Genomic DNA, 23650 nt, shown 5'->3' on the forward strand with positions numbered 1-23650 from the left:
GGGCTGGAGATCGATGGGATGAGACGGTTCAAGCTGTGGGCTTCGGCGGTCCTGGTGCTGGCGGTGATCGTCGCCGGCAGCTGGGCGGTGTGGAACTTCGAGCTGCGCTGGCGGCCGAAGACCATCACCCGCCACCAGGCGGAGATCACCAACCTGCTGCAGTCCGCCGGCTGGGTGTCGCCCGGCCTGCCGGGGAAGAAGCTCTACATGGTGTCCTACCGCAATTGCCCGGAGTGCATCCGCTTCAAGCTGGAGGAGGTTCCGAAGCTCTCGGCGAAGAACGTCGACAGCCGGGTGATCGAGATCGCCCGGCGCGACGTCAACGGCCTGACGAATTCGACGGCGGCCGAGCGCGCCACGGTCGCGCAGCTGTGGATCACCCGGAGCTGGAAGCTGATGCAGGCCTGGGAGGCCGTGCCCGCCGACGCCTGGACCGCGCCCGGCATCCCGCGCGCCGACGGCGACATGGCCCGCACGGCGGTGGTGGAGAGCGGCCGCAACCTGGTCGACCGGCTGCAGCCACTGCTCAAGGACAACGGGATCAACTTCGCCTACCCGACCCTGATCTGGTGGAACGACAAGGGCGAGATGCGCGGCTGCGCCTGCGAAAGGCGGGAAACCTACCGCTTCGTCCGGCGCGAACTGGGGGCTTAGGGCGCTCGTCATCCTCCGGTCGCCCGCCGGGTGATCCGGGGATGACGACGTTATTGGCGGTATGGGCGGCTCAGGTGCGCCGGCTGATGATGTCCTTGTTCAGCTTGCGGGTCTTGGCGCCCTGGCCGCGCTCGGCCTCGGTGCGCAGCGGCCGGCGGGTGTGGGTCTGCGAGTGCGTCACGCCTTCGCCGGCCGGCTCGCCCCAGTCCTCCTGGGGATTGTCGCGCTGACCGAGGTCGTGGGGGTTCACGTTCGCCGGCGCGCCGGCGCCGAGCATGGGGTCGTCTTCGGGTTCGGCCGCGTCGCCGTCGTCGGCGGCGAAGCTGCGGTCCTCGCCGGAGGCCTCTGCGTCGTCCCGGGTATCCGGCTCGAAGGGTTCGAGGCGCTCCGGATCGGTGGCGTCTTCGCTGCGGGCCGGGTCCTTCTGCAGGTTCAGCTCCTTCTGGCCGACTCCGAGCCCCTGGGTGCGGGCGCGGTTCACTTGCGGGGGGGTGGGCATGCGCGGGTCTTCGGCCATGGGAAGGCTCCTTCTGCGTGCCGCATCAACCGCTCGGCGGCGCCGCCGTTCCTTGCGCTGAGCGGCCGCGGTCGCTAGGCGGGAAGCAATGGCCTCCGCGCTCCAAGCCGCCTACGACGCCCGCCTGGAGCGCGGCGAGCTCCGCCCCGATCCGGCGCAGGCCGAGGGCCTGCGGGCGCTGCTGCGGCTCGAGCAGGAGCTGGCGGAGGCGACGCCGCCCGGCCGGCTGGCGGCCCTGTTCCGCAAGCCGCAGGCGCTGCGCGGCGTCTACCTCGTGGGCCCGGTCGGCCGCGGCAAGTCCATGCTGATGGACCTGTTCTTCGAGACCGCGCCCACCGAGTCCAAGCGCCGCACCCACTTCCACGTCTTCATGGGCGAAGTCCACCGGCTGATCGGCGAATGGCGCGGCGGCGACGCGGCGGCCCGCAAGGCGCGGTTCGGCCAGCACAGGGGCGACGATCCGATCCCGCCGGTCGCCGACCTGGTGGCCGACGCGGCGCGGCTGCTCTGCTTCGACGAGTTCCAGGTCACCGACATCGCCGACGCCATGATCCTGGGGCGGCTGTTCGAGGCGCTGTTCGCCCGCGGCGTGACCCTGGTGGCGACCTCCAACCGCGCGCCCGACGACCTCTACAAGGACGGCATCAACCGCCAGCTCTTCCTGCCGTTCATCGACCTCCTGAAGGCGCGGCTGGAGGTGGTGACCGTGGCCGGCGGCCACGACTACCGGCTCGACCGGCTGCGCGCCGCCGGCGCCTGGTTCTCGCCGGACGACCCGGACAACCAGCGGTGCTTCGACCGGCTGTGGCGCGACATGCTGGGGGCCGAGGAGGAGAGCGGCGCGACGCTGGAGGTGCTGGGCCGCCAGGTCACCCTGCCGCGTGCCTCGGGCGGCCTGGTGCGGGCGGGCTTCGCCAGCCTGTGCTCGGTGGCGCTGGGTCCCAACGACTACCTCGCCCTGGCCGGGCGCTTCCACACGGTGTTCCTGGAGGACGTGCCGAAGCTCACCGCGAACCGCCGCGAGGAGGCCCGCCGCTTCGTCATCCTGATCGACACCCTCTACGAGGCGAAGACCCGCCTCGTCGTGCTGGCCGAGGCCGAGCCCGCCCAGCTCTATCCGGCCGGCGACGGGGCCTTCGAGTTCGAGCGCACCGCCTCGCGCCTGCAGGAGATGCGCTCCACCGACTGGCTGGAGGAGGTGGGCTAACGCACCTCCCGCGCTTTGCAGGGGAGGCGCGATCAGGCCCGCAGGCTCTCCACCAGCTCGCGGGCATAGGGGCGCAGGTCGTCCAGGGCGCGGACGACGATCTTCAGGTCGCGCAGCGCCCAGTCGTCGGTGAGCTCGACCAGCCCCAGCTTCATGGTCTTGGCGGCGCGGTGGGCGGTGGTCTGCGGCACCACGCCGACGCCCACCCCGCACTCCACCAGCCGGCAGACCGCGTCGAAGCTGCGCAGCTGGACCCGCAGCCGCAGCGGCCGGCCTTCGCGCGCCGCCTTGGCGGCCAGGAACCGCTGCAGGGAGCTCGACCGCTCCAGCCCGACGAAGTCGCAGGCCAGCACCTCGGAGAAGGCCACGGAGGGCCGGGCCGCCAGCGCATGCTCGGCGCTGGTCACCACCACGAAGCGGTCGGAGCGGAAGGCGAAGGTCTGCAGGGCGCCGACGTCGACCGTGCCGGCGACGATGCCCACGTCGCCGACGCCCTCGGCGATCAGGCCGACGATCTCGTCGGACAACCGCTCCTCCAGGTCGACGCTGACGTGGGGATGGGCGGCCAGGAAGGAGCTCAGCGCCTCGGGCAGGAATTCGGTCAGGGCGTTGGTGTTGGCCAACAGCCGCACCTCGCCGGAGAGCCCGCCGGCGTAGGCGCCCAGGTCTTCGCGCAGCCGCGCGCTCTGGGCCAGGATGGTGCGGGCGTGCTTGACGAGGGTGCGGCCGGCCTCGGTGGGCGTCACCCCCTGGCGCGAACGGGTCAGCAGCGGCGCGCCCAGCACCTCCTCCATGCCGCGGATGCGGGTCGAGGCCGCCGCCAGCGCCAGGGCGCTGCGCTCCGCCCCGCCGGTGATGGAGCCCGCGTCCACCACCTCGCAGAACAGCTTCAGGTCAACCAGATCGAACCGCATCCTTCGTCTCCCGCGAAGGAAGACTACAGGAAAGACGCATTGCGCCGTGAGCGGAAAAGGAAAGACTTTTCGGGTTCGGCGAAGCACGGCCGGGCGGGTGCGCCCTCCACGGCCGCCTCCGTTGACACCCCCGGGCGGCGGCTTAAAAGCGGAGCCGCCTCCCAACCAGACGAGCGAGCGGCGAGAGACATGACCGACGCCTCAAGGCCTCCCCGCGAACCGCCGATGTCGCCGCACCTGTCGGTCTGGCGCTGGCACATCACCATGGCGACCTCGATCGCGCACCGGGCGACCGGCGTCGCGCTCTATGTCGGGGCGCTGATCGCCGCGGCCTGGGCGGTCGCCCTGGCGCAGGGGCCGGACGCCTACGCGGGGTTCAAGCACCTGCTCGGCTCGCCGCTCGGCAAGCTGGTGATGTTCGGCCTGACCCTGTCCTTCTTTTATCACCTGGCCAACGGCGTGCGGCACCTGGTCTGGGACGCCGGCCACGGGCTGAACGTGAAGAGCGCCAACGCCAGTTCGGTGGTGGTGTTCGCCTTCACCGCCGCCGCCACCGTGGCGATCTGGGTGATCGCCGCCATGACCGGAGCGCTCTGATGGCCAGCTATCGCACACCGCTGTCGCGGGCCCGCGGCCTCGGCTCCGCCAAGCATGGCGTGGGCGTCTGGATCGGCGAGCGGGTGAGCGCCATCGCCCTGGTCCCGCTGACCCTGTGGGGCGTGTTCGGCGTCCTGCGGCTGGCCGCCGGCGACTACAACTTCGCGGTCGCCTGGATCTCCCACCCGCTGAACGCGGTGCTGATGGTCCTGCTGGTCGCGCTCAGCTTCTGGCACATGCACGCCGGCATGCGGGTGGTGATCGAGGACTACATCCACGTCACCCTCAACAAGACCGGCCTGTTGCTGATCAACCTCTTCGTCTGCGGCCTGTCGGGCGCGCTGGCGGTGTTCTCGATCCTGAAAGTCGCCCTTGGCGGCGGAGCGTACTGAGCGATGGCGACCTACGACTTCATCGACCACAAGTACGACGTCGTGGTGGTGGGCGCCGGGGGCTCCGGCCTTCGCGCGGCGCTCGGCTGCGCGGCGGCCGGCCTGAAGACCGCCTGCGTCTCCAAGGTGTTCCCGACCCGCTCGCACACCGTGGCGGCCCAGGGCGGCATCTCCGCCAGCCTCGGCAACATGGGCGAGGATGACTGGCGCTGGCACATGTACGACACCGTCAAGGGGTCGGACTGGCTGGGCGACCAGGACGCCATCGAGTACCTGGTCCGCAACGCGCCGGCGGCGGTCTACGAGCTGGAGCACTGGGGCGTGCCGTTCTCGCGCACCCAGGAAGGCAAGATCTACCAGCGGGCGTTCGGCGGCATGACCCGCAACTTCGGCGAGGCGCCGATCCAGCGCACCTGCGCGGCGGCCGACCGCACCGGCCACGCCATGCTGCACACCATGTACGGCCAGGCCCTGGCGCAGGAGACCGAGTTCTTCATCGAGTTCTTCGCCCTGGACCTGATCATGGACGAGGGCGTCTGCCGCGGCGTCACCGCCTGGAAGCTCGACGACGGCACCCTGCACCGCTTCCAGGCGCAGCTGGTGATCCTCGCCACCGGCGGCTACGGCCGCGCCTACTTCTCCTGCACCAGCGCCCACACCTGCACCGGCGACGGCGGCGGCATGGCGCTGCGGGCGGGCCTGCCGCTGCAGGACATGGAGTTCGTGCAGTTCCACCCCACCGGCATCTACGGCGCCGGCTGCCTGATCACCGAGGGCGCGCGGGGCGAAGGCGGCTACCTGACCAATTCCGAGGGCGAGCGGTTCATGGAGCGCTATGCGCCCTCCGTGAAGGACCTGGCGCCGCGCGACATGGTCAGCCGCGCCATGACCATCGAGATCCGCGAAGGCCGCGGGGTGGGTCCGAAGAAGGACCACATCAACCTGCACCTCGACCACCTGGACCCGAAGATCCTGGCCGAGCGGCTGCCGGGCATCTCGGAGAGCGCCAAGATCTTCGCCGGCGTCGACGTCACCAAGGAGCCGATCCCGGTGCTGCCGACCGTGCACTACAACATGGGCGGCATCCCGACGAACTTCTACTCCGAGGTGGTCACCAAGGCGGGCAAGAACCCCGACCAGGTGGTGCCCGGCCTGATGGCGGTGGGCGAGGCGGCCTGCGTCTCGGTGCACGGCGCCAACCGCCTGGGCTCCAACAGCCTGATCGACCTCGTCGTGTTCGGCCGCTCGGCCGCCCTGCGCGCCGCCGACACCATCAAGCCCGGCGCCACGCAGCCGGAGCTGAAGCCGCACCACACCGAGAAGCACCTCGCCCGCTTCGACCGGCTGCGCAACGCCAGCGGCGCCACCACCACCGCGGCCCTGCGGCTGGAGATGCAGATGGCCATGCAGGAGGACGCCGCCGTCTTCCGCACCGGCGAGAGCCTGCGCTCCGGGGTCGACCGGCTGAACGTGGTGCAGGCCAAGCGCGGCGACCTGCGGGTCACCGACCGCGGGATGATCTGGAACACCGACCTGATGGAGACCCTCGAGCTCGACAACCTGGTCGGCCAGGCGGCGGTGACGGTGGTCGGCGCAGCCAACCGCGCCGAGAGCCGCGGGGCCCATGCCCGCGAGGACTTCCCCGACCGCGACGACAAGCGCTGGATGAAGCACACCCTCGCCTGGTTCGACGACGCGACCGGCAAGGTGAAGATCGACTTCCGCCCGGTGCACGACTTCACCATGACCAACGACATCGCCTACATCCCGCCCAAGGCGCGGGTGTACTGAGCGCTTGAGGACGCCACCCCATGGTCCAGCTCCGGCTTCCGAAGAACTCCCGCGTCACCAAGGGTCGCCACCACCCGGCGCCTGAGGGGGCGACGCGCACCAAGACCTTCCGCGTCTATCGCTACGACCCGGAAGGCGAGGGCAATCCGTCCTGGGACACCTATGAGGTCGACGTCGACGCCTGCGGGCCGATGGTCCTCGACGTGCTGATCCACATCAAGAACACCATGGACGCGACGCTGGCGTTCCGACGCTCCTGCCGCGAGGGCGTCTGCGGCTCCTGCGCCATGAATATCGGCGGCCGCAACACGCTGGCCTGCACCCACGGCTGGGAGGAGGCCCCGGGCCGCGAGGTCTCGATCAGCCCCCTGCCGCACATGCCGGTGCTCAAGGACCTGGTCCCCGACCTGACCCTGTTCTACGCCCAGTACGCCTCCATCGAGCCGTGGCTGAAGACCGAGACGCCGCAGCCGCAGAAGGAGTGGATCCAGTCGCCGGAGGACCGCGAGAAGCTGGACGGCCTCTACGAGTGCATCCTGTGCGCCTGCTGCTCCACCTCCTGCCCCAGCTACTGGTGGAACCAGGAGAAGTACCTCGGTCCCGCCGCTCTGTTGCACGCCTACCGCTGGCTGATCGACAGCCGCGACGAGGCCACCGGCGACCGGCTCGACGAGCTGGAAGATCCCTTCAAGCTCTATCGCTGCCACACCATCATGAACTGCGCTCAGGTCTGTCCGAAGGGCCTCAACCCCGCCAAGGCGATCGCCGAAGTGAAGAAGATGCTGGTGGACCGGGTCGTCTGACGGCTAGGGTATCTCTCCCAAGTTGACGCCAGAGTCATTTTTGGGCAACGGGGGAGAATGAGCGACCTCGCCGCACATGTGGTGATCCTGGGCGCGGGCCACGCCGGCGGTACGGCGGCGGCCCTGCTGCGCCAGTATGGCCATACCGGCCCGATCACCCTGGTCGGGGCCGAACCGCTGCCGCCCTATCAGCGGCCGCCGCTGTCGAAGGCCTGGCTGAAGGGCGAGGCCGACGCCGACTCCCTGGCGTTGAAGCCGCTGGAGTTCTACGCCGAGCACGACATCGACTTCCGGCCCAGCACCCGGGCCGTGGAGATCAACCGCGGCGAGCGGACCGTGCGGCTCTCCGACGGCGCGGCGCTGACCTACGACAAGCTGATCCTCGCCACCGGGGCGCGGGCCATCGCCCTGCCGATCGCGGGCGCGGACCTGGCCGGCGTGATGTTCCTGCGCACCGCCGCTGACGCCGAGCTCCTGAAGGCGACCATCGGGCCGGGCAAGCGCCTGGCGGTGGTGGGCGGCGGCTATATCGGCCTGGAGGTGGCGGCGTCCGGCCGCGCCCTGGGCGCCGAGGTGGTGGTGCTGGAGCGCGAGCCGCGGCTGCTGGCGCGGGTGGCCTGCGAGACGCTGTCGACCTTCTTCCGCGACTATCACGAACAGCACGGCGTCACCTTCGACCTGGGGGCCGACGTCGCCGGGTTCGAGGGCCAGGACGGGCGCGTGACCGGGGTGAGGCTGGCGGACGGCCGCATCGAGCCCTGCGACGCGGTGGTGGTCGGCGTCGGCGCGGCCCCCAACGACGAGATCGCCGCCGAGGCGGGGCTGGAGACGGCGCGCGGCGTGGTCGTCGACCTCGAGGCCCGGACCTCGGACCTGAACATCTTCGCCATCGGCGACGTCGCCCACCGGCCGATGCCGATCTACGACCGCATGTTCCGCATGGAGAGCGTGCCCAACGCCCTCGAACAGGCCAAGCAGGTGGCCAGCGCCATCACCGGCCGTCCGGCCCCGGCCGGGGAATGCCCCTGGCAGTGGTCCGACCAGTATGACCTGAAGCTGCAGATCGCCGGCTACGCCTTCGACGTCGACCAGATCCTGGTGCGCGGCGATCCCGCGGCGGCCAAGTTCGCGGTCTTCCACCTGAAGGGCGACCAGGTGCAATCCGTGGAGGCGATCAACTCGCCGCCGGAGTTTATGATGGGCAAGCAGCTCATCCTCAGCCGCAGGCCGGTCGACAAGGCCAGACTTGCGGACCCGTCAATTTCCATGAAAGAGGTCGCCGCCTAAGGTCGGCGGCGAGGGTATAATGGCCAAGATCACCTACATCGAGCACGACGGGACCGAGCACGTGGTGGACGTGAAGCCGGGACTTTCGGTGATGGAAGGGGCTGTGAAGAACAACATCCCCGGCATCGACGCCGATTGCGGCGGCGCCTGCGCCTGCGCCACCTGCCACGTCTATGTGGATGAAGCCTGGCGCGAGAAGACCGGCTCCTCCTCGGCCATGGAGGAGTCGATGCTCGACTTCGCCGAGAACGTCGAGGCCAACAGCCGCCTCTCCTGCCAGATCAAGGTCAGCGACGCCCTCGACGGCCTCATCGTCCGCATGCCGGAAAGCCAGCACTAAGAAATTCCTCCCCCGCTGGGGGAGAAGGCCATCCCCGCGCCAGCGGACGGATCAGGGGTTCGCTTCCCTATCCGCCTTTTGCGCCGCAGGCGCTATTTGTCCACGAACCACACGAACCACACGAACGCAGGCCCATTTGCAGGGCTCGCGAGCGGCACGTTCCGTTCGTGTGGTTCGTGTGGTTCGTGGACCCGTCAAAGGGGCGCTGGCGCGCCATGGACGCTTGGAGTCCAGCGCGACCCCTCATCCGTCAGCCTTCGGCTGCCACCTTCTCCCACAAGGGGAGAAGGAATCCTCCCGCTACCCGTTCAGGCCCAGCTCCGGCTGCGCCGCCGCGGCGTGGGCCTCTTCGGGCAGGTGGCAGGTGAAGGTGGCGCCGGCGCCGGGCTCGCTCTCCAGGGCTACCCAGCCGCCGTGCAGCTCGGTCAGCGCCTTGACCAGCGCCAGGCCCAGGCCCGGGCCGCCCCGCTCGCGGCCGACGAAGCGGTCGAAGATGTGGGCCTGGACGTGGAAGGGGATGCCGCGGCCGGTGTCGGAGACCTGCAGCTGGACCTCGCCCAGGGCCTTGCGGGCGGTGACGGTGACCACGCCGGTCGGCGGGGTCTGGCCGAGCGCGTTTTCCACCAGGTGGTCGAGGATCTGGCCGAGCCGGCGGGCGTCGCCGCGGATCACGCCGACGTCGTCGGGCCGCTCCACCACGATCGAGACCCGCATGGCCTCGGCCTCCTTCATCCAGCGGCCGGCCACCGAGATCAGCAGGTCGGAGACCCGCACGTCCTCCAGGTCCAGCGCCATCTCGTCGGCGTCGATCTGGGCCATGTCGAGCACGTCGTCGATGGAGCGGGCGAGCTGGGTGGCGGCGGCCTTCACCGCCGCGGCGTGGGCCCGGCCGCGCTCCGACAGCGCCTCGCCGGAGCGCTCCAGCAGTTCCGAGTAGCCGATGATGGTGGTGAGCGGGGTGCGCAGCTCATAGGAGACGTTGCCGACGAAATCGCGCTTCAGCCGCTCGGCCTCGGTCAGCGCCGCCTCGCGGGCGGCCAGCGCGCTCTCCAGCTTGCGGGCGTCGGTGACGTCGGTGAAGGCGATCAGCGTCGCCCCGTCCGGCAGCGGCCGCGACTGGTAGGCGACGATGCGGGAGTCGGAGGTCTTCACCTCGCCGCTCATCGGCGCGCGGGCGCTGGGGTCGGGGTCGGCGACGCGGCCCTTCACCTCGCGCCAGAAGCCCATGTCGTGCAGCTTGGGGATGCAGAGCTCCACCACGCCCTCGAAGTCGCCGGCGGCGTCCAGCTGGGCCGGAGTGATGTGCCAGAACCGCGCGAACGCCTCGTTGTGCAGCCGCAGCCGGCCGTCGGAGCCGAACACGGCGACGGCGTCGTTCAGCTTGTCGAGGGTGGCCTGCTGCACCTGGATCAGGGCGTTGTACTGGGCCTTGAGCTTGAGCTCGCCGGTGATGTCGGAGAACAGCAGCAGCAGGCCGCCCATCGGGTGCGGCTGGCGCACCACCTTCAGCGTCTGGCCGTGCGGCAGGCTCCAGAGGTCGTCGGGGCCGGCCGCCAGCTGCTCGTAGCGGTCGAGCTCGGCCGCCTTCCACTTGGCGTAGTCGGCGGTCTCCGGCAGGCGGCGGCGCTGGCGCAGGCGGTCGAGGATCTCCGAATGGCTCGGCTGTTCCGCCAGCCAGGCCGGCTCGAGGGCCCACAGCTGGGCGAAGGCGGTGTTGTGGAAGATCAGCTTCTTGCCCTGGCTGAACACCGCCACGGCCTCGGCGATGTGGTTCAGGGTCTCGTCGTGCGCCTCGACGTTGCGCTTGAGGATCTCGCGCATCTCCTCCAGCTCGGTGACGTCCTCGGTCCACACCCCGACGCCGCCGCCTTCCAGCGGCTGGGCGACGATGTGGAAGGCGCGCCGGCGGCCGCCGACGGTGGCCCAGCGCACCGCGTCGCGCCGCTGGCCGAGGTTGGCCGCCTCGCTGGCCAGCGCGTCGGCGCCGCGGTCGAAGGCCACGCCGCGCGCCGCGGCCTCGTCCAGGCTGGCGGCGTCCGCCGCCTTCAGCCACGCGGCGTTGACCCAGACCGGCGAGCCGTCCGCCGCGGCGATCCAGGCCGGGCAGGCGCGGGCGTCGAGGAAGGCGGCCAGCCGCGGCGCGGTCGGCAGGCCGGCCTCCTCGCCCATCACCGCCGACAGCCGCAGCCAGGCCAGGGCCCCGGCCGCGCGGCCCTCGACGGTGACCACGCCGGCCGTTCCCTGCACCTCGAAGGCGCAGGCCTCGCCGCGCTCGAACAGGGCGCGCAGCCGGCGCGCATGGTCGGGGTCGGCGCGCATCAGCGCGTTGACCAGGGTCTGCGGGTCGCGGGCCTCCAGGCCCAGGGCCTCGGCGCAGGTGGCCAGGCTCTCCTCGCCGGACGCCAGCATGGCGTGGCCGTCCTCGACCGCCAGCAGGGCGGAATCGAAGGCCTCGGCCGAGGCCTGGGCGGCTTCGGCGCGGGCTTCCAGGCCCGCCATCCGGCCGGCCAGCTCGTCGACGCGGCCCTGGCTCTGACGCCGCTGGGCCAGCGCCCACAGCACCGCGCAGATCGCCAGCGAGATCGCGCCCGCCGCCGCCGCGAGGATCAGATCGTGCGCGCTCATCCCGGCTCCGTCGGCGCCGCCGTCCCAACCGGCGAATCACCCAGCGGCCAGAGTAAGCGGCTGCGGGCTCGGCCGCACGCCCCCCACTTTTCGCCCGACCACTTTGGCGCCGCGTTTCGTGTGCAAGGATTTTCGCGCATGATCAGGGACATGACCGCCATCCTCTATCCGGTGGCCGCCAACGCCGAGCAGGCCTTGAGCCAGCCGCGGGGGCGCGCCGCCCGCGAACGCGAGGCCCGCGCCGCCGCCGGCGAAGCCGTGGTGTTCACCACCGACGCGCTCGGCCCGGCCTTCGCCACCCGCGAGGCGGCGCTGGCCGCCTACGGCGGCCGCGTCGAGGACGAGCGCACCGGGATCAGTCCGCCGATCGAGGACCGCTATTGCCAACTCAGCGCGCAGATCGTCCGCGAGCCCGGCCGCCCCGCTCCGGTCGCGCCGGTTCAGCCCACCAACCAGGACGGCCGCCGCTGGCCGGCGCCGACCGGAGCGCCGCCGCGCACGGCATGGCGGCTGATGGTGTCATACTGGCGGATCGCCTCCGCGGAGCGGCCGATCGAGACGCCGCAGGCCCGCCAGGCCCGTCGCACCCGCCAGGGGGTCGATCCGGAGACCCTGCGCGCCATCGCCCGCCAGCCGCTCCGCCCCGTCGAGCCGCAGCAGCCGCTGGACATCGGCCTGTTCGAAACCCGCCTGCCCGAGGCGCCGCACATCGTCGTACCCGATGAATAGGCGCCCGATGAGTAAGGGCCCGACCGGTGACGAGCCGATCGGCCGGGCTCCTTCGCTCGACGACCTCGCCGGCCTGGCCGAGGCCGCCTTCGCCGCGCTGCCGGAGGAATTCCGCCGGATGACCGGCGAGGTGATCTTCCGGGTCGACGACTTTCCCTCCGACGAGGTGCTGGCCGAGCTCGGCATCGAGGACCCGTTCGACCTCACCGGCCTCTACCAGGGCGTCGACCTGACCCACCGCTCGCTGTTCGACCCGGCGCCGCAACCCTCGATGATTTTCCTCTACCGCCGGCCGCTGCTCGACGAGTGGGCCGACCACGGCGAGGTGACGCTGGAGGAACTGGTCGCCCACGTCCTGGTGCACGAGATCGGCCACCACTTCGGCCTGTCCGACGCCGACATCGACGCCATCGAGGCGGCCGCCTAGGTCTGCTCCGCGTCGGGGTGCGGATGGGGCTCCGCGGCGTCCTCGTACACCGGCCACGGCGGGGCGCGCAGGTGGAACAGCGTCACCGCCGCCGCCAGCCCCACCCCCAGCCGCCAGTCGACGAGGCTCAGGGCCGCGGCGACCGCCTGCAGCGCCGCGGTTGCGACGTAGATCCGCGTCAGCCGATGGAGGTAGTCGTGGTCCAGCCGCGGGTCGACCGCCCGCGTGCGCTGGGCGTAAAGCCATTTGAAGACCCAGGTCCAGGTCGGCGCCGCCAACGACAGGGTGTAGAAGACCGCCGCCGTCGGCAGGCGGGCGGGGTCGTTCAGGTATTCGGTGAACAGCCGGGTCGGGAAGGGCACGAATCCCACCGTCGCCAGGAACGCCAGGTTGGCCAGCACGAAGCCGTGATCCGCCCGGGCGTAGATCTTGCCGGTGAAATGGTGGTGCACCCAGTAGATGCCGATCACCAGGAAGCTCAGGCCGTAGGCCAGGTAGGTCGGCCACTGCTCGCCGAGCGCGGCGGCGAGAGACTGGCCGGCGGACAGGTCCGGCGTCCTGAGCTCGACGATCGGCAGGGTGATGGCGATGGCGAACACCCCGTCGGAGAACGCCTCCATCCGTCCGATCTCGCGGGCCGAACCGGCCTTGTGCGGTTTCGCCATGGTGGTCTCCTCCGAGCCCCGTCCTGCGGGCGGCGCGCGAACATACGCCGAGGATCGAAGTTGACGGCCCCGTCACTTTCCTTGACCGATCATTGTTCGGGTGAGAGGGTGGCCTGAAGGCGCGACCGGGCGACGGAAGCCCGGCGCCCAAGGAGCGAGGATCCCCCATGGCGGCCGACGGCAACATCACCAAGGACATCATCTACGACGCCGTGGCGCCGGACGATTTCGAGTCCATGCTGGAGCTGGACCGCTACGGCGCCCGCTCGCCCGCCTTCGACAAGATCATCAGCGCCACCCACGACCACTTCTGGGACCCGCTGGACCCCAAATACATCGACTTCTCCGAGCCGTTCGACATGGAGAACGAGATGATCCTGCCGGAGACCATGATCGGCGCCCTGCGGCTCGACTACGTCAACGGCATCCTCACCGACCAGAAGGACCGCGTCCGGTTCGCCAACGCCCAGACGCTGCGCACCTTCTCCTCGATCCTGCACGGCGAGCAGGGGGCGCTGAACCTGTCGGCCTCGCTCTGCCACGTGCTGAAGGACCAGGGCGCGCAGGAGTACGCCGCCAACCAGACCCGCGAAGAGGCCCGCCACGTCACCGCCTTCGCCAAGTACATCAAGGTCCGCTGGGGCCGGCCGGTGGAATGCGGGCCGATCCTGAAGGACCTGCTGGTGGAGATCATCGCCGCGCCGGAGGTCTACAAGAAGATCATCGGCATGCAGATGCTGGTCGAGGGCCTGGCGATGGGCGCCTTCGCCACGGTGTTCAACCAGACCAACGATCCGCTGGCCCGCAAGCTGACCCAGCTGGTGATGACCGACGAGGCCTTCCACCACAAGTTCGGGAAGATCTGGGCCGACCGCACCATCCCGCACCTGACCGCGGCCGAGCACGAAGTCATCGAGATGTGGGCGGCGCACTGCTTCCAGACGCTGCTGTTCAACCTGGTGGCCCCGACCCAGAACGTCGGCCTCTACGAGGAGTTCGGCCTCGACCCCGAACGGGTGATCGCCGAGATGGCGCAGATCGTGAACGACGAGACCCGCCGCGAGGAGATGAAGGAGCAGACCAACATCTTCCGCGTGCTGGTGAAGACCCTGGTCAACGCCGGCATCATCACCGACCGCACCAAGGCCTTCTACGCCACCTACGTCGACATCGACGAGCTCAAGTCCGAGGGCGACAAGATGGTCGGCGACGACATCGCCGAGGAGGGCATCAAGTACCTCCAGGAGATCAACTTCAAGGACCGCGCCAAGCAGATCCTGATCGCCGCCGAATAGGCTCTCTCTCCAGTCGAGCCGCGAGGCGCCCGCTGAGTGATCGGCGGGCGTTTTCGTCTTCGCTCCTCCCCTGCGCAGCGGGGGAGGGAGACCGCCCGCTGCAAAGCGGGTGGTGGAGGGGGCGCGGGTTCGCGCGGTGCGTCGGCTCGCCCCCTCCGTCACGCCCTCTGCGGGGCGCGCCACCTCCCCCGTCCTCTTCGGGACAGGGGAGGAGCGAATTGACGCCTCCGTCATTTTCTTTGACGCGCCGGCCCGTCGGCGCGAAGCTTCCGGCATTCTCATGTGCTCGGGTCCGCGTCAGACGGATCAATTTCGGGAAGGAAGCCAGGCCATGGCCGACGGCAACATCACCAAGGACGCCATGTACGGTGCGGTGGCACCGGACGATTTCGAGTCGATGCTGACCCTCGACCGCTACGGCGAGCGGACCACGGCCTTCGACAAGATCATCAGCGCCACCCACGACCATTTCTGGGATCCGCTCGACAAGCGCTACATCGATTTCGACGAGCCCTTCGACCTCGAAAACGTCGCCATGACGCCGGAGGAGCACAATCCGATCCTGAAGCTGCCCTACGTCGCCGCCACGCTCACCGACGAGAAGGAAAAGATCCGCTTCATCAACTACATGCAGCTTAGGAACTTCTCCTCGATCCTGCATGGCGAACAGGGCGCGCTGAACCTCTCGGCCAGCCTCTGCCACGTGCTCTACGACCAGGGCGCCCAGGAGTACGCCGCCAACCAGACCCGCGAGGAGGCCCGCCACGTCACCGCCTTCGCGAAATACATCAGGTCCCGCTGGGGCCGCCCGACCGAGTGCGGCGCGGCGCTGAAGAGCCTGCTGGTGGAGATCATCGAGGCGCCGGAGGTCTACAAGAAGATCGTCGGCATGCAGATGCTGGTCGAGGGCCTGGCGATGGGCGCCTTCGCCAACGGCTACCGGCACAACCGCGACCCGGTGGCCCGCAAGCTCTTCCAGCTGGTGATGACCGACGAGGCCTTCCACCACAAGTTCGGGAAGATCTGGGCCGACCGCACCATTCCCAAGCTCACCCAGGCCGAGCGCGAGATGGTGGAGGACTGGACCGCCCACTGCGCCCAGTCGCTGCTGTTCGACCGCGGCGATCCGCGCCAGCAGGCGGAGATCTACGGCGAGTTCGGCCTCGATCCGGAGCGGGTGGTCGCCGACATCGTCCAGCGCCGCAAGGAGCGCGACCCGACCCGCAAGTTCAAGGGCGAGACCAACGTCTTCCGGGTGTTGATCAAGACCCTGCTGAACGCCGGCCTGATCACCGCGCGGACCCGCGGCTTCTACGCCATGTACGTCGACATGGACGAGCTGGCCGCCGAGGGCGAGCGGATGGTGGGCGACGACATCGCCGAAGACGGCATCCGCTACCTGCAGGCCATCAACTTCAAGGACCGGGCGAAGGCGGTTTCCATCGCCGCCGAATGAGGCGCCGCGGAAACGCCTAAGTTCTGTTGCGTCCTTATGCGGCGCCCGCGGACGTTCCCGCGGGCGTTTCCTTTGTCACATCACACGGATATCGGTGTGGGCATGCTGAAGCGCCTGATCGTCCCCGCCGCGGCCCTGGCCGTCTGCCTCGCCGCCGCGTCGGCGCAGGCCGCCATTCCGCAGCCGTCGGAGCGGATCGAGCTCTCCAAGATGATGGGCCGCTGGTACGAGGTCGCCCGCCTGCCCAACCAGACCCAGCGCGGCTGCCAGGCCGGCACCTCCGACTGGGCCCGCACCGACGACGGCTTCTCGGTGGTCCAGGCCTGCCACAAGGGCGCCCCGGACGGCCCGCTCGCGGAGTGGAAGGCCAAGGCCCGCGTCGCCGACCCGGCCACCAACGCCAAGTTCAGGATGAGCTTCTTCGGCGGCCTGATCTCCCAGGAGTACTGGGTGCTGGCGCACCGCCCCGACGAAGGGTGGCTGATCCTCGCCACCCACGACGGCAAGTACCTGTGGCTGATGTCGCAGAAGCCGACCCTGCCGGCGGCGGTGAAAGCCCAGGCCGTGGCCCGCATCCGCCAGCTCGGCTTTGACCCCACCCGCCTGGAGTTCCCCCTGCCGGCCCACGGCTGACGGCGGCTGTTGGCGGTCGTATGCGAACCCTGAAAAAGGCTGTGGCCCAGTACTGCTCTCGGCGCGCCCAAGCGCTAGGCTAACGGGTCCAGGACATCGCCAGGTGCTAGACGTCGACAAAGGCGAGAAGCGCTCCGAAGATCAGGTGAGGCGAATCGCGCGGAACCTGGAGCGATAGCGTTGCCCATAACAATGGCGTTACTGGCGCGCGCAGCCCAGAATGTCGGGCTAGTGGGCTGGTTCGCCTTCGCCCTGGTCGTGACTAGCTGGGGCGGCCATCGGCCGCTTAAACCGGACGCGTTGCATCCGCATCGCTATGTCAATCATGGCACGATCTATGTCAGCGACTCCGACCTGTTGCTATCGCGTACGCTGGCCCTCGGCGGGCTCGGGCTTCTCGCAGCCGGCACGTTGACTCGCTGGCTCGTAGAGGGCCGGCCCAAGCGCAATTCGCAAAGTACATAATCGCCGGCCGCCGCCGCTTCCGATGGAGAAACAAGAACAAACGAAGAACTAATAAAAGCGACTTATATCAATAAGTTAGGCAAATCGTTGATTCGCTTGACTTTCTGGCGGGTCAACGCTAGATTCCGGTCAATCCGATGCTACGGCGGTCGGTAGCAGATGGTACACAATCCATCGGGCGGGGCCGCGTGCCTCGCCTTTGTGTTTTAGGGTAGGTGCTTGATGCCGTACCCGTTCACGGCCGCCCCGGGCGGACCTGTCGTATTTCTGAAGCTCAAGTATCGCGGCCACCTTCTCTGCGAAGGGACCGAGGCTCACGTCGTGCCCCATCTTGTCTCTCACGAGCATATGGCTTGGGTGGGCAAGTAGGTCGCAGAGCTGGAGTCCTGCGACGTTTTCAGGTTTCCGCCTAAATTTCAGCTTCGGCCCACGGACGGCGGAGGCAATCCGTTCAGCACTCACAAAGCGAGTTCCAGTTAATCGGACATCATCGCAAGCACGTTGAAGTCGCTCATTTGATTTTCCCATCCTGCTTTCTGGCATGATATCGCCAATAACATCCATCCGCTCCAAAAACTGGACGTACTTCTCGATCATAATTTCCATTAGGTAGTGATACGGGTGCGTCTTTTGCCAGTGTTGTTGCTTCAACATCCATTGTTTGTCTATTAGGGCGGTAATAACACTGTATTCCGCCCGCTTCATTAGGCGAAGTATAGACCTGTCAAATGGGTCGCATACTTTCTCATCGTTTAGACACTGGAAGCCGCCAGCTCGCGCTACGATATCCTTTCGGTGGAGAATGATCGGCGAATCGGGATCGTGCTTGAGCACGTTCGCCTTAATCCAATTCATGTTCGGCATGAGCTGATCGCGCGCGTGATCGATCCTCATCGCGACCCCGGTCAGGCTGAGGTATCTTTGGCTGTCCTTTTCGATGTGGGTCAGATCGTCCGTCCCCACCTCGTCAACGTAAAGGCGATACATGCCTGAGAACAAACCTGAGCAACCGCAGATAGACAAGTTCCGCGACCTAGCCCGCGAGCTAGAGTGCGACGAGGTTGAAGAGGCGTTTGACGAGCGGCTGAGGAAGCTGGCGCCTAAGGCTCCAAAGACCGAAGCGTCGGACAAGCCGAAACCGTGAGGTGGCTGTCCTTCTTTTGGCCGCCAACAGAAACGCGGCGCCGTTTGCGACGCGCTATGTGGATCATCTTTGGCTTGTTTGTCGTCACCCTGTTTCTGGCCGCTGGGCTGAACGCGCCTGAGTGGCTGAAGAGCGCGATTATTACAGGGTATCCCGTCGCATGGCTGGTGATTGCTACCGTGATCAGCCTGCGCAATCGTACCTAGCGATTTGCAAAGTGTATAAACGCCAAGCTCTTGCATCCGGAACGAAGCCGGAACAATGTCTGAGGCGATGGACGTCTCCGTCACCGTCGTGTCCGTCTCCCGGCCGGAGACCACCGCCAGCGTCACCCGCGGCGCGGGGCGGCTGCTGGCCGCGCTCGGCTATGCGCCGCTGACCGAGGTGACGCTGCCCAACGGCCGGCGCGCGGACCTGATGGCGCTGGGGCCCAAGGGGCAGATCTTCATCGTCGAGGTGAAGTCGGGGGTGGAGGACTTCCGCACCGACCAGAAGTGGCACGAGTACCAGCCCTACTGCGACGCCTTCGCCTTCGCCGTGGCGCCGGAATTCCCGCGCGAGATCCTGCCGCCGGAGCCGGGGATGATCGTCGCCGACGGCTTCGGCGGCGCGGTCCTGCGCGAGGCGCCGGTCAACGCCCTGGCCGGGGCGCGGCGCAAGGCTCTGACCCTGGCCTTCGCCCGGCTCGCGGCTCTCCGCGCCGCCGGGGTCCAGGCCCAGGTCCTGGAGTAGGGGTTAGCGCGGGGCTCGCTTGGCGAGGATCCGCTGCAGGGTGCGCCGGTGCATGTTCAGCCGCCGCGCCGTCTCCGAGACGTTGTGGTTGCAGAGCTCGTACACGCGCTGGATGTGCTCCCAGCGGACGCGGTCGGCGCTCATCGGGTTGTCCGGCGGCGCCGGGGCGGTGTCGCCGCGGGCCAGCAGCGCCCGGGCCACGTCGTCGGCGTCGGCGGGCTTGGAGAGGTAGTCCACCGCCCCGGCCTTCACCGCCTGCACGGCGGTGGCGATGTTGCCGTAGCCGGTGAGCATGATGATCCGCGCCTCGGGCCGGGCCTCGCGGACCGCCTCCACCACCTTCAGGCCGCTGCCGTCGTCCAGGCGCATGTCGAGCACGGCGAAAGCCGGCGGACTGGCCTTTACGGCGCTCAGCGCCTCGGCGACGCTGCCGACCAGGGTCGGCTCGAACCCGCGCTGCTCCAACGCCCGCCCAAGCCGGGTGCGCAGGGGCGCATCGTCGTCGAGGACGAGCAGCGATTTGTCGGGCAGGCCGGCCACGTCGGCGGAAAGGTCAGTCATTCAGCTACCTCCGGTAGAGAACTTAACTAGGACGCCTGCGGCATTCTGTCGCAGGAATTCGTAGTTCGGCAAGCCCGCAACTCAGTCCGACCCCACTTCGATTCTCGACCGTGGCCATCGTGCGGCGACGATCGCACCACGCGGCCGCCCGTTCTGAAACGTCACAAGGGCCCCGGTTCGTTCCAGCAGCGTCTTGGAGATGAAGAAGCCGAGCCCCATCCCGATGTGTCCGGTGCGCGAGCCCTCGGCCCCCGGCCGGGTGGTCACATAGGGCTCCCCGAGCTTGGCCAGGATCTCCGGCGCGAAGCCCGGGCCGTCGTCGCGCACCTCCACCGAGACGGTGTCGGCGTCGAACCGCGCGCTCACCAGCACCTCGGATGCGGCGAAGTCCACGGCGTTCTCGACGAACGAGGTCATGGCATGGGTGATCTCGGGCATGCGGCGGATGTCGGGGGCCTTTACGCCCGGCGCGCCCGTGACGATGGCCTCCACCCGCACGTCCTTGGCGTCGCCGTGCGGCTCGATCACCTCCTGCACCAGCTGACGCAGCGACAGCCGCTCGTGGACCTCGTCGGAGGCGGCGGCCGGCTGGTCGGTGAGCCGGCGCAGGATGTCGCGGCAGCGCTCGGCCTGGCCCACCAGCAGCTCGGCGTCCTCCTTCACGGTCGGCGTCGGCGCCTCGCGGACCATCTCCTTGGCGACGATGGAGATGGTGGCCAGCGGCGTGCCCAGTTCGTGCGCCGCCGCCGCGGCCAGGGCGCCCAGGGCCGAGAGCCGCTGTTCGCGCGCCAGCACCGCCTGGGTGACGTCCAGCGCCAGCGCCATCCGCGCCGACTCCTCGGCCGCCTGGCGCACATAGCCGGCGATCAGCGCGATGCCGGCCATCACCGCCATCGCCGCGCCCACCCGGTAGCTGGGCGGCATGATGCTCTCCATGCCCGGCGCGTCGGGCAGCGGCATCGAGAAGAAGGCCAACGCCACCGCCGCCCCGCCGGCCAGGAAGCCCAGGCCGAGCACGGAGCGGGCGGGCAGGGTCGCGGCGGCCAGCGTCACCGGCGCGATCAGCAGCAGCACGAAGGGATTGGCGGTGCCGCCGGTGAGGAACACCAGGGCGGCGATCTGCACGGTGTCCAGGGCCAGCTGGCCGGTGGCCTCCAGGTCGCCGAACACCCGCTGGCCCGGTGACGCCACCCCGGTCAGCAGGTTGATCCATGCCCCGGCGCCGATCACCGCGTAGCAGAGCGGGTAGGGCGCGTGGAAATGCAGGCCCATGCCCACCACCAGCAGCAGCAGCACCTCGCCGGCGATCACCATCCAGCGCAGGGAGACCAGGGTGCGGACCCGCAGGTGGCTGCGGCGGACCTCGCCGGGATCCCAATCGGTCTCCTCGTGGTGGCCCTCGCCTTGCGTCAGCCCGTGGCCGGTCTTATCGAGGCTCACGGGCTTCAGCGCCGCGCCGCCGGTGGTCCGCACGCTCGCCATGCTCAGCTCAGCGCTCCGGTCGCCCGGACGCCTGCGCCCCGGAGGAAATCGGACATGAGCCGCCGCCTGCTCGCCATCTTCGCGCTCCTGGCCGTGGCTTTCGCCATTCTCACCGGTCTGGCCATCCGTTCCGGGATCCTGGCCCCCCAGCATCAAACCGCCGCCGTGGGCGGGCCGTTCCAGCTGACGGACCAATCAGGCCGCACCGTCGACGAGCGCGCGCTGAAGGGCAAGTGGAGCGCGGTGTTCTTCGGCTTCACCTATTGCCCCGACGCCTGCCCGACGACGCTGTTCGCGCTCGGCCAGACCGAAAAGCTGCTCGGCCGCCGGGCCGGCGACTTCCAGACGGTGTTCATCTCGGTCGACCCGGCCCGCGACACGCCGACGCAGATGAAGACCTATCTGACCAACGAGGCCTTCCCGCGGCGCACCCTGGGACTGACCGGCACGCCGGCCCAGGTGGACCAGGTCGCCAAGGCCTACCACGTCTACTACCAGAAGGCCGGCGAGGGGGCCGACTACACGGTCAACCACTCGACCATCACCTATCTGATGAACCCGAAGGGCGACCTGGCCTGCCTGATCACCTACGGCCTCACCCCGCAGCAGATGGCCCAGAAGATCCAGGCCGCCATGCAGCAGGGCTCCCGCGCCCAGTCCTGCTAGGGATCGAGAACGGGTTCGTCGATCCCCGGCGGCCGAACGCCGTTCCTGTGAAGCTTGTGGACCCGATTAACGCTTCGGGTGTTATGTTGCGGCGCACAAAGGACTGAGGGCCGCATGCTCTATTCCCTCTACGAGACCGGATACTACGCGACCACGCCGCTGCGGTTCGCAGCGCGGCTGACGCGGGACTTCTGGTCCTCGCCGCTCAATCCGATGAGCGAGACCGACTTCGGGCGCCGCCTCTACGCCAACGCCGACCTGTTCGCCAACCTGACCCGCCGCTACGGCCGTCCGGCCTGGGGCTTCGACACCATCGAGGTCGACGGCCACCCGGTGCGCGTGCGGCCCACCGAGGTCTGGTCGAGCCCCTGGGGCAAGCTCACCCACTTCGCCCGCGACATGGCCGACATGCGCAAGGCCGGCCGCCGCGAGCTGGAGCCGGCGGTGCTGATCGTGGCGCCGCTGTCGGGCCACTACGCCACCCTGCTGCGCGGCACCGTGCAGGCCTTCCTGCAGGACCACGAGGTCTACATCACCGAGTGGTCCAACGCCCGCGACGTGCCGGTGATGGAAGGCCGCTTCGACTTCCACGACTACATCGACCACGTCCGCAAGATGCTGCAGCAGATGGGACCCAGGCCGCACGTGGTCGCCGTCTGCCAGCCGGGGCCGCCGGTGCTGGCCGCCGCCGCCCTGATGGCCGAGGACGGCGACGAGAGCCGCCCGGGCTCGATGACCTTCATGGGCTCGCCGATCGACGCGCGCCTGTCGCCCACCGTCACCAACCGGCTGGCCGAGCAGAAGCCCTTCGCCTGGTTCCAGTCGAACATGATCTACACCGTGCCCGGGCCCTATCCGGGCATGGGCCGGCGCGTCTATCCCGGCTTCGTGCAGCTCGCCAGCTTCATGTCCATGAACCTGGAGAAGCACCAGGAGGCCCACCAGCGCTACCTGCAGCAGCTGATGGACGGCGACGGCGACAGCGCCGAAAAGCACAACGAATTCTACGACGAGTACCTCGCCGCCCTCGACCTTACCGAGGAGTTCTACCTGCAGACCGTCGACGTGGTCTTCCAGCGCTACCTGCTGCCCAAGGGCGAGCTGGAGCATCACGGCCGGCTGGTGCGCCCGTCGCTGATCCAGGACATCGGCCTGCTCACCGTCGAGGGCGAGAACGACGACATCTCCGGCATCGGCCAGACCCAGGCCGCCCACACCCTCTGTTCCGGCCTGCCGCCGGAGCTGAAGGAGGACTACGTGCAGCCGCACGTCGGCCACTACGGGGTGTTCAACGGCCGCCGCTTCCGCGACGAGATCTATCCGCGGGTGAGGGCGTTCATCCGCCGCACAGAAGCGGGCTTCGACAAGCAGCGAGTCGCTGCCTAGATTCACCCCATGAGTCCCTTCGGCCGCGCCTTCGCCGACGGCGACCGGCTGGAGGTGGCCGGCGCGGTCGTGACCCTGAGAGTCCACCGCCGCGCGCGCCGGGTCTCGCTGCGCCTGGACCGCACCCGCCGCGAGATCGTCGCCACCGCCCCGACGCCGCGCCGCCTGGCCGAGGCCGCGGCCTTCGCCCGCGAACGCGCCGCCTGGATCGCCGAGCGGCTGGCCGAACTGCCCGATAGCTCGCCAATCCATCCCGGCATGACGCTGCAGGTGTTCGGCGAGCCGGTGCGGCTCGAGCAGGGGACCGGCCGGGCCAAGTGGCTCGCCGCCGCCGACGGCCAGCCGGCGGTGATCTCGGCCATGGGCGAGGGCGAGGGCTACGCCCGCGCGGTGATCCTGATGATCAGGCGCCGCGCCCTGGCGGTGCTGGGCGAGCGCACGGAGGTCTACGCCGCCATGCTCGGCGCGCAGATGCCCAAGGTGACGATCATGGACGCCAAGGCCCGCTGGGGCTCCTGCCGCGCCGGGCCGCGCGGCGCGCCCGGCTCGATCCGCTATTCCTGGCGCCTGGCGCTGGCCCCCTTCGAGGTCGCCGACTACGTCGCCGCCCACGAGTGCGCCCACCTGCTGGAGCTCAACCACGGGCCCCGGTTCTGGGCGCACGTGAACGCCCTGGTCGGCGACGAGCGCCCCCACCGCGCCTGGCTGCGCGCCGAAGGCGCCCGCCTGCACGCCTTCGGGCGGGGATAGCGCTAGCTCCTCCCCTGCGCAGCGGGGGAGGTGGATCGCCGCGCAGCGGCGAGACGGAGGGGGCGCGCCGACGCAGGTGCGAACCCGCGCCCCCTCCACCATCGGCTCTCCGGCCGATGGTCCCCCTCCCCC

At 69.3% G+C, this 23650-nt stretch carries 26 protein-coding genes; 19 read left to right on the forward strand and 7 right to left on the reverse strand.

The genetic code is table 11. The features are described 5' to 3' along the window. Positions 1-18 precede the first annotated feature (18 nt). On the forward strand, positions 19-654 hold the full coding sequence (locus tag DJ021_RS07660) for a hypothetical protein (protein WP_111456978.1): 636 nt from the start codon (positions 19-21) through the stop codon (positions 652-654). 70 nt (positions 655-724) lie between these two features. Here the strand turns inward: DJ021_RS07660 and DJ021_RS07665 are convergent, their stop codons facing one another. Then, positions 725-1171: a hypothetical protein gene (locus DJ021_RS07665; RefSeq protein WP_111456979.1), complete on the reverse strand. Its 447-nt coding sequence runs from the start codon at positions 1169-1171 to the stop codon at positions 725-727. A gap of 88 nt (positions 1172-1259) precedes the next feature. Between DJ021_RS07665 and zapE the strand changes: the two genes are divergently transcribed. Next, positions 1260-2378, forward strand: a complete 1119-nt coding sequence (gene zapE, locus DJ021_RS07670) for a cell division protein ZapE (protein WP_111456980.1) — start codon at positions 1260-1262, stop codon at positions 2376-2378. Between the two features lie 32 nt (positions 2379-2410). On the opposite strand, the gene DJ021_RS07675 is transcribed toward zapE, so the two are convergent. Then, entirely contained in the window at positions 2411-3292 is an 882-nt protein-coding gene (locus DJ021_RS07675; protein ID WP_111456981.1) for a LysR substrate-binding domain-containing protein, read from the reverse strand. A 189-nt stretch (positions 3293-3481) separates the two neighbouring features. Here DJ021_RS07675 and sdhC point away from each other — a divergent pair, with 189 nt between their 5' ends. Genes sdhC through DJ021_RS07705 form a run of 6 tightly spaced genes read left to right on the forward strand, consistent with a single transcriptional unit; the run spans position 3482 to position 8502 of the window. Continuing rightward, positions 3482-3889 carry a succinate dehydrogenase, cytochrome b556 subunit gene (sdhC, locus tag DJ021_RS07680; protein WP_111456982.1) on the forward strand — a complete coding sequence of 136 codons (408 nt, stop codon included), beginning with the start codon at positions 3482-3484 and terminating at the stop codon, positions 3887-3889. After that, positions 3889-4281 carry a succinate dehydrogenase, hydrophobic membrane anchor protein gene (gene sdhD / locus DJ021_RS07685; protein WP_243625927.1) on the forward strand — a complete coding sequence of 131 codons (393 nt, stop codon included), beginning with the start codon at positions 3889-3891 and terminating at the stop codon, positions 4279-4281. Before sdhC ends, sdhD begins: the two co-directional genes overlap by 1 nt. A 3-nt stretch (positions 4282-4284) precedes the next feature. Further along, the gene (gene sdhA / locus DJ021_RS07690; RefSeq protein WP_111456984.1) at positions 4285-6072 is read left to right on the forward strand and encodes a succinate dehydrogenase flavoprotein subunit; all 1788 of its coding nucleotides are present in this window, start codon (positions 4285-4287) and stop codon (positions 6070-6072) included. Between the two features lie 20 nt (positions 6073-6092). Next, a complete protein-coding gene (locus tag DJ021_RS07695) occupies positions 6093-6875 on the forward strand; it encodes a succinate dehydrogenase iron-sulfur subunit (RefSeq protein WP_111456985.1) in 783 nt (260 codons plus the stop codon). Between the two features lie 57 nt (positions 6876-6932). Continuing rightward, positions 6933-8162, forward strand: a complete 1230-nt coding sequence (locus tag DJ021_RS07700) for an NAD(P)/FAD-dependent oxidoreductase (RefSeq protein WP_111456986.1) — start codon at positions 6933-6935, stop codon at positions 8160-8162. Positions 8163-8181: 19 nt separating this feature from the next. Next, on the forward strand, positions 8182-8502 hold the full coding sequence (locus DJ021_RS07705) for a 2Fe-2S iron-sulfur cluster-binding protein (protein WP_111456987.1): 321 nt from the start codon (positions 8182-8184) through the stop codon (positions 8500-8502). 300 nt (positions 8503-8802) lie between these two features. Here the strand turns inward: DJ021_RS07705 and DJ021_RS07710 are convergent, their stop codons facing one another. Then, positions 8803-11127 (reverse strand): sensor histidine kinase, encoded by a 2325-nt coding sequence (locus DJ021_RS07710; protein WP_111456988.1) that lies wholly within the window; start codon positions 11125-11127, stop codon positions 8803-8805. A gap of 138 nt (positions 11128-11265) precedes the next feature. On the opposite strand from DJ021_RS07710, the gene DJ021_RS07715 reads away from it, so the two are divergent. Further along, entirely contained in the window at positions 11266-11856 is a 591-nt protein-coding gene (locus DJ021_RS07715; protein WP_111456989.1) for a hypothetical protein, read from the forward strand. A gap of 7 nt (positions 11857-11863) precedes the next feature. Next, positions 11864-12283: a metallopeptidase family protein gene (locus tag DJ021_RS07720; RefSeq protein WP_111456990.1), complete on the forward strand. Its 420-nt coding sequence runs from the start codon at positions 11864-11866 to the stop codon at positions 12281-12283. On the opposite strand, the gene DJ021_RS07725 is transcribed toward DJ021_RS07720, so the two are convergent. Next, positions 12280-12948, reverse strand: coding sequence for a TMEM175 family protein (locus DJ021_RS07725; protein WP_111456991.1), 669 nt, complete (start codon positions 12946-12948; stop codon positions 12280-12282). The two genes, DJ021_RS07720 and DJ021_RS07725, sit on opposite strands and share 4 nt — an antisense overlap. Positions 12949-13115: 167 nt before the next feature. On the opposite strand from DJ021_RS07725, the gene DJ021_RS07730 reads away from it, so the two are divergent. The 3 genes from DJ021_RS07730 to DJ021_RS07740 all read left to right on the forward strand — a co-directional run bounded on the left by DJ021_RS07730 (position 13116) and on the right by DJ021_RS07740 (position 16332). Beyond that, positions 13116-14243: a ferritin-like domain-containing protein gene (locus DJ021_RS07730; RefSeq protein WP_111456992.1), complete on the forward strand. Its 1128-nt coding sequence runs from the start codon at positions 13116-13118 to the stop codon at positions 14241-14243. Between the two features lie 331 nt (positions 14244-14574). Beyond that, positions 14575-15699: a ferritin-like domain-containing protein gene (locus tag DJ021_RS07735; protein ID WP_111456993.1), complete on the forward strand. Its 1125-nt coding sequence runs from the start codon at positions 14575-14577 to the stop codon at positions 15697-15699. A gap of 102 nt (positions 15700-15801) precedes the next feature. Beyond that, positions 15802-16332, forward strand: coding sequence for a lipocalin family protein (locus DJ021_RS07740; RefSeq protein WP_165837143.1), 531 nt, complete (start codon positions 15802-15804; stop codon positions 16330-16332). Between the two features lie 594 nt (positions 16333-16926). Here the strand turns inward: DJ021_RS07740 and DJ021_RS07745 are convergent. Then, on the reverse strand, positions 16927-17784 hold the full coding sequence (locus DJ021_RS07745; protein ID WP_111456995.1) for a DUF3800 domain-containing protein: 858 nt from the start codon (positions 17782-17784) through the stop codon (positions 16927-16929). Here DJ021_RS07745 and DJ021_RS18850 point away from each other — a divergent pair. The 3 genes from DJ021_RS18850 (at position 17783) to mmcB (ending at position 18673) form a co-directional block, all read left to right on the forward strand. Further along, positions 17783-17941, forward strand: coding sequence for a hypothetical protein (locus DJ021_RS18850; protein ID WP_165837144.1), 159 nt, complete (start codon positions 17783-17785; stop codon positions 17939-17941). The two genes, DJ021_RS07745 and DJ021_RS18850, sit on opposite strands and share 2 nt — an antisense overlap. A 56-nt stretch (positions 17942-17997) precedes the next feature. Beyond that, positions 17998-18147 carry a hypothetical protein gene (locus tag DJ021_RS18855; RefSeq protein WP_165837145.1) on the forward strand — a complete coding sequence of 50 codons (150 nt, stop codon included), beginning with the start codon at positions 17998-18000 and terminating at the stop codon, positions 18145-18147. A 67-nt stretch (positions 18148-18214) separates the two neighbouring features. Continuing rightward, a complete protein-coding gene (gene mmcB, locus DJ021_RS07750) occupies positions 18215-18673 on the forward strand; it encodes a DNA repair putative endonuclease MmcB (protein WP_111456996.1) in 459 nt (152 codons plus the stop codon). A gap of 3 nt (positions 18674-18676) precedes the next feature. Here the strand turns inward: mmcB and DJ021_RS07755 are convergent, their stop codons facing one another. Both DJ021_RS07755 and DJ021_RS07760 read right to left on the reverse strand, forming a co-directional pair. After that, positions 18677-19234, reverse strand: a complete 558-nt coding sequence (locus DJ021_RS07755) for an ActR/PrrA/RegA family redox response regulator transcription factor (protein WP_111456997.1) — start codon at positions 19232-19234, stop codon at positions 18677-18679. An 81-nt stretch (positions 19235-19315) separates the two neighbouring features. After that, positions 19316-20716: an ActS/PrrB/RegB family redox-sensitive histidine kinase gene (locus DJ021_RS07760; RefSeq protein WP_111456998.1), complete on the reverse strand. Its 1401-nt coding sequence runs from the start codon at positions 20714-20716 to the stop codon at positions 19316-19318. A gap of 54 nt (positions 20717-20770) precedes the next feature. Here DJ021_RS07760 and DJ021_RS07765 point away from each other — a divergent pair, with 54 nt between their 5' ends. The 3 genes from DJ021_RS07765 (at position 20771) to DJ021_RS07775 (ending at position 23518) form a co-directional block, all read left to right on the forward strand. Further along, positions 20771-21382, forward strand: coding sequence for an SCO family protein (locus tag DJ021_RS07765; RefSeq protein ID WP_111456999.1), 612 nt, complete (start codon positions 20771-20773; stop codon positions 21380-21382). Positions 21383-21496: 114 nt separating this feature from the next. Then, positions 21497-22768, forward strand: a complete 1272-nt coding sequence (locus DJ021_RS07770) for a polyhydroxyalkanoate depolymerase (RefSeq protein WP_111457000.1) — start codon at positions 21497-21499, stop codon at positions 22766-22768. Between the two features lie 9 nt (positions 22769-22777). Beyond that, complete coding sequence (locus DJ021_RS07775; protein ID WP_111457001.1) at positions 22778-23518, forward strand: M48 family metallopeptidase; 741 nt, start codon at positions 22778-22780, stop codon at positions 23516-23518. Positions 23519-23650 lie beyond the last annotated feature (132 nt).

This window comes from Phenylobacterium hankyongense, from assembly GCF_003254505.1.
Classification (GTDB): Bacteria; Pseudomonadota; Alphaproteobacteria; order Caulobacterales; family Caulobacteraceae; genus Phenylobacterium; species Phenylobacterium hankyongense.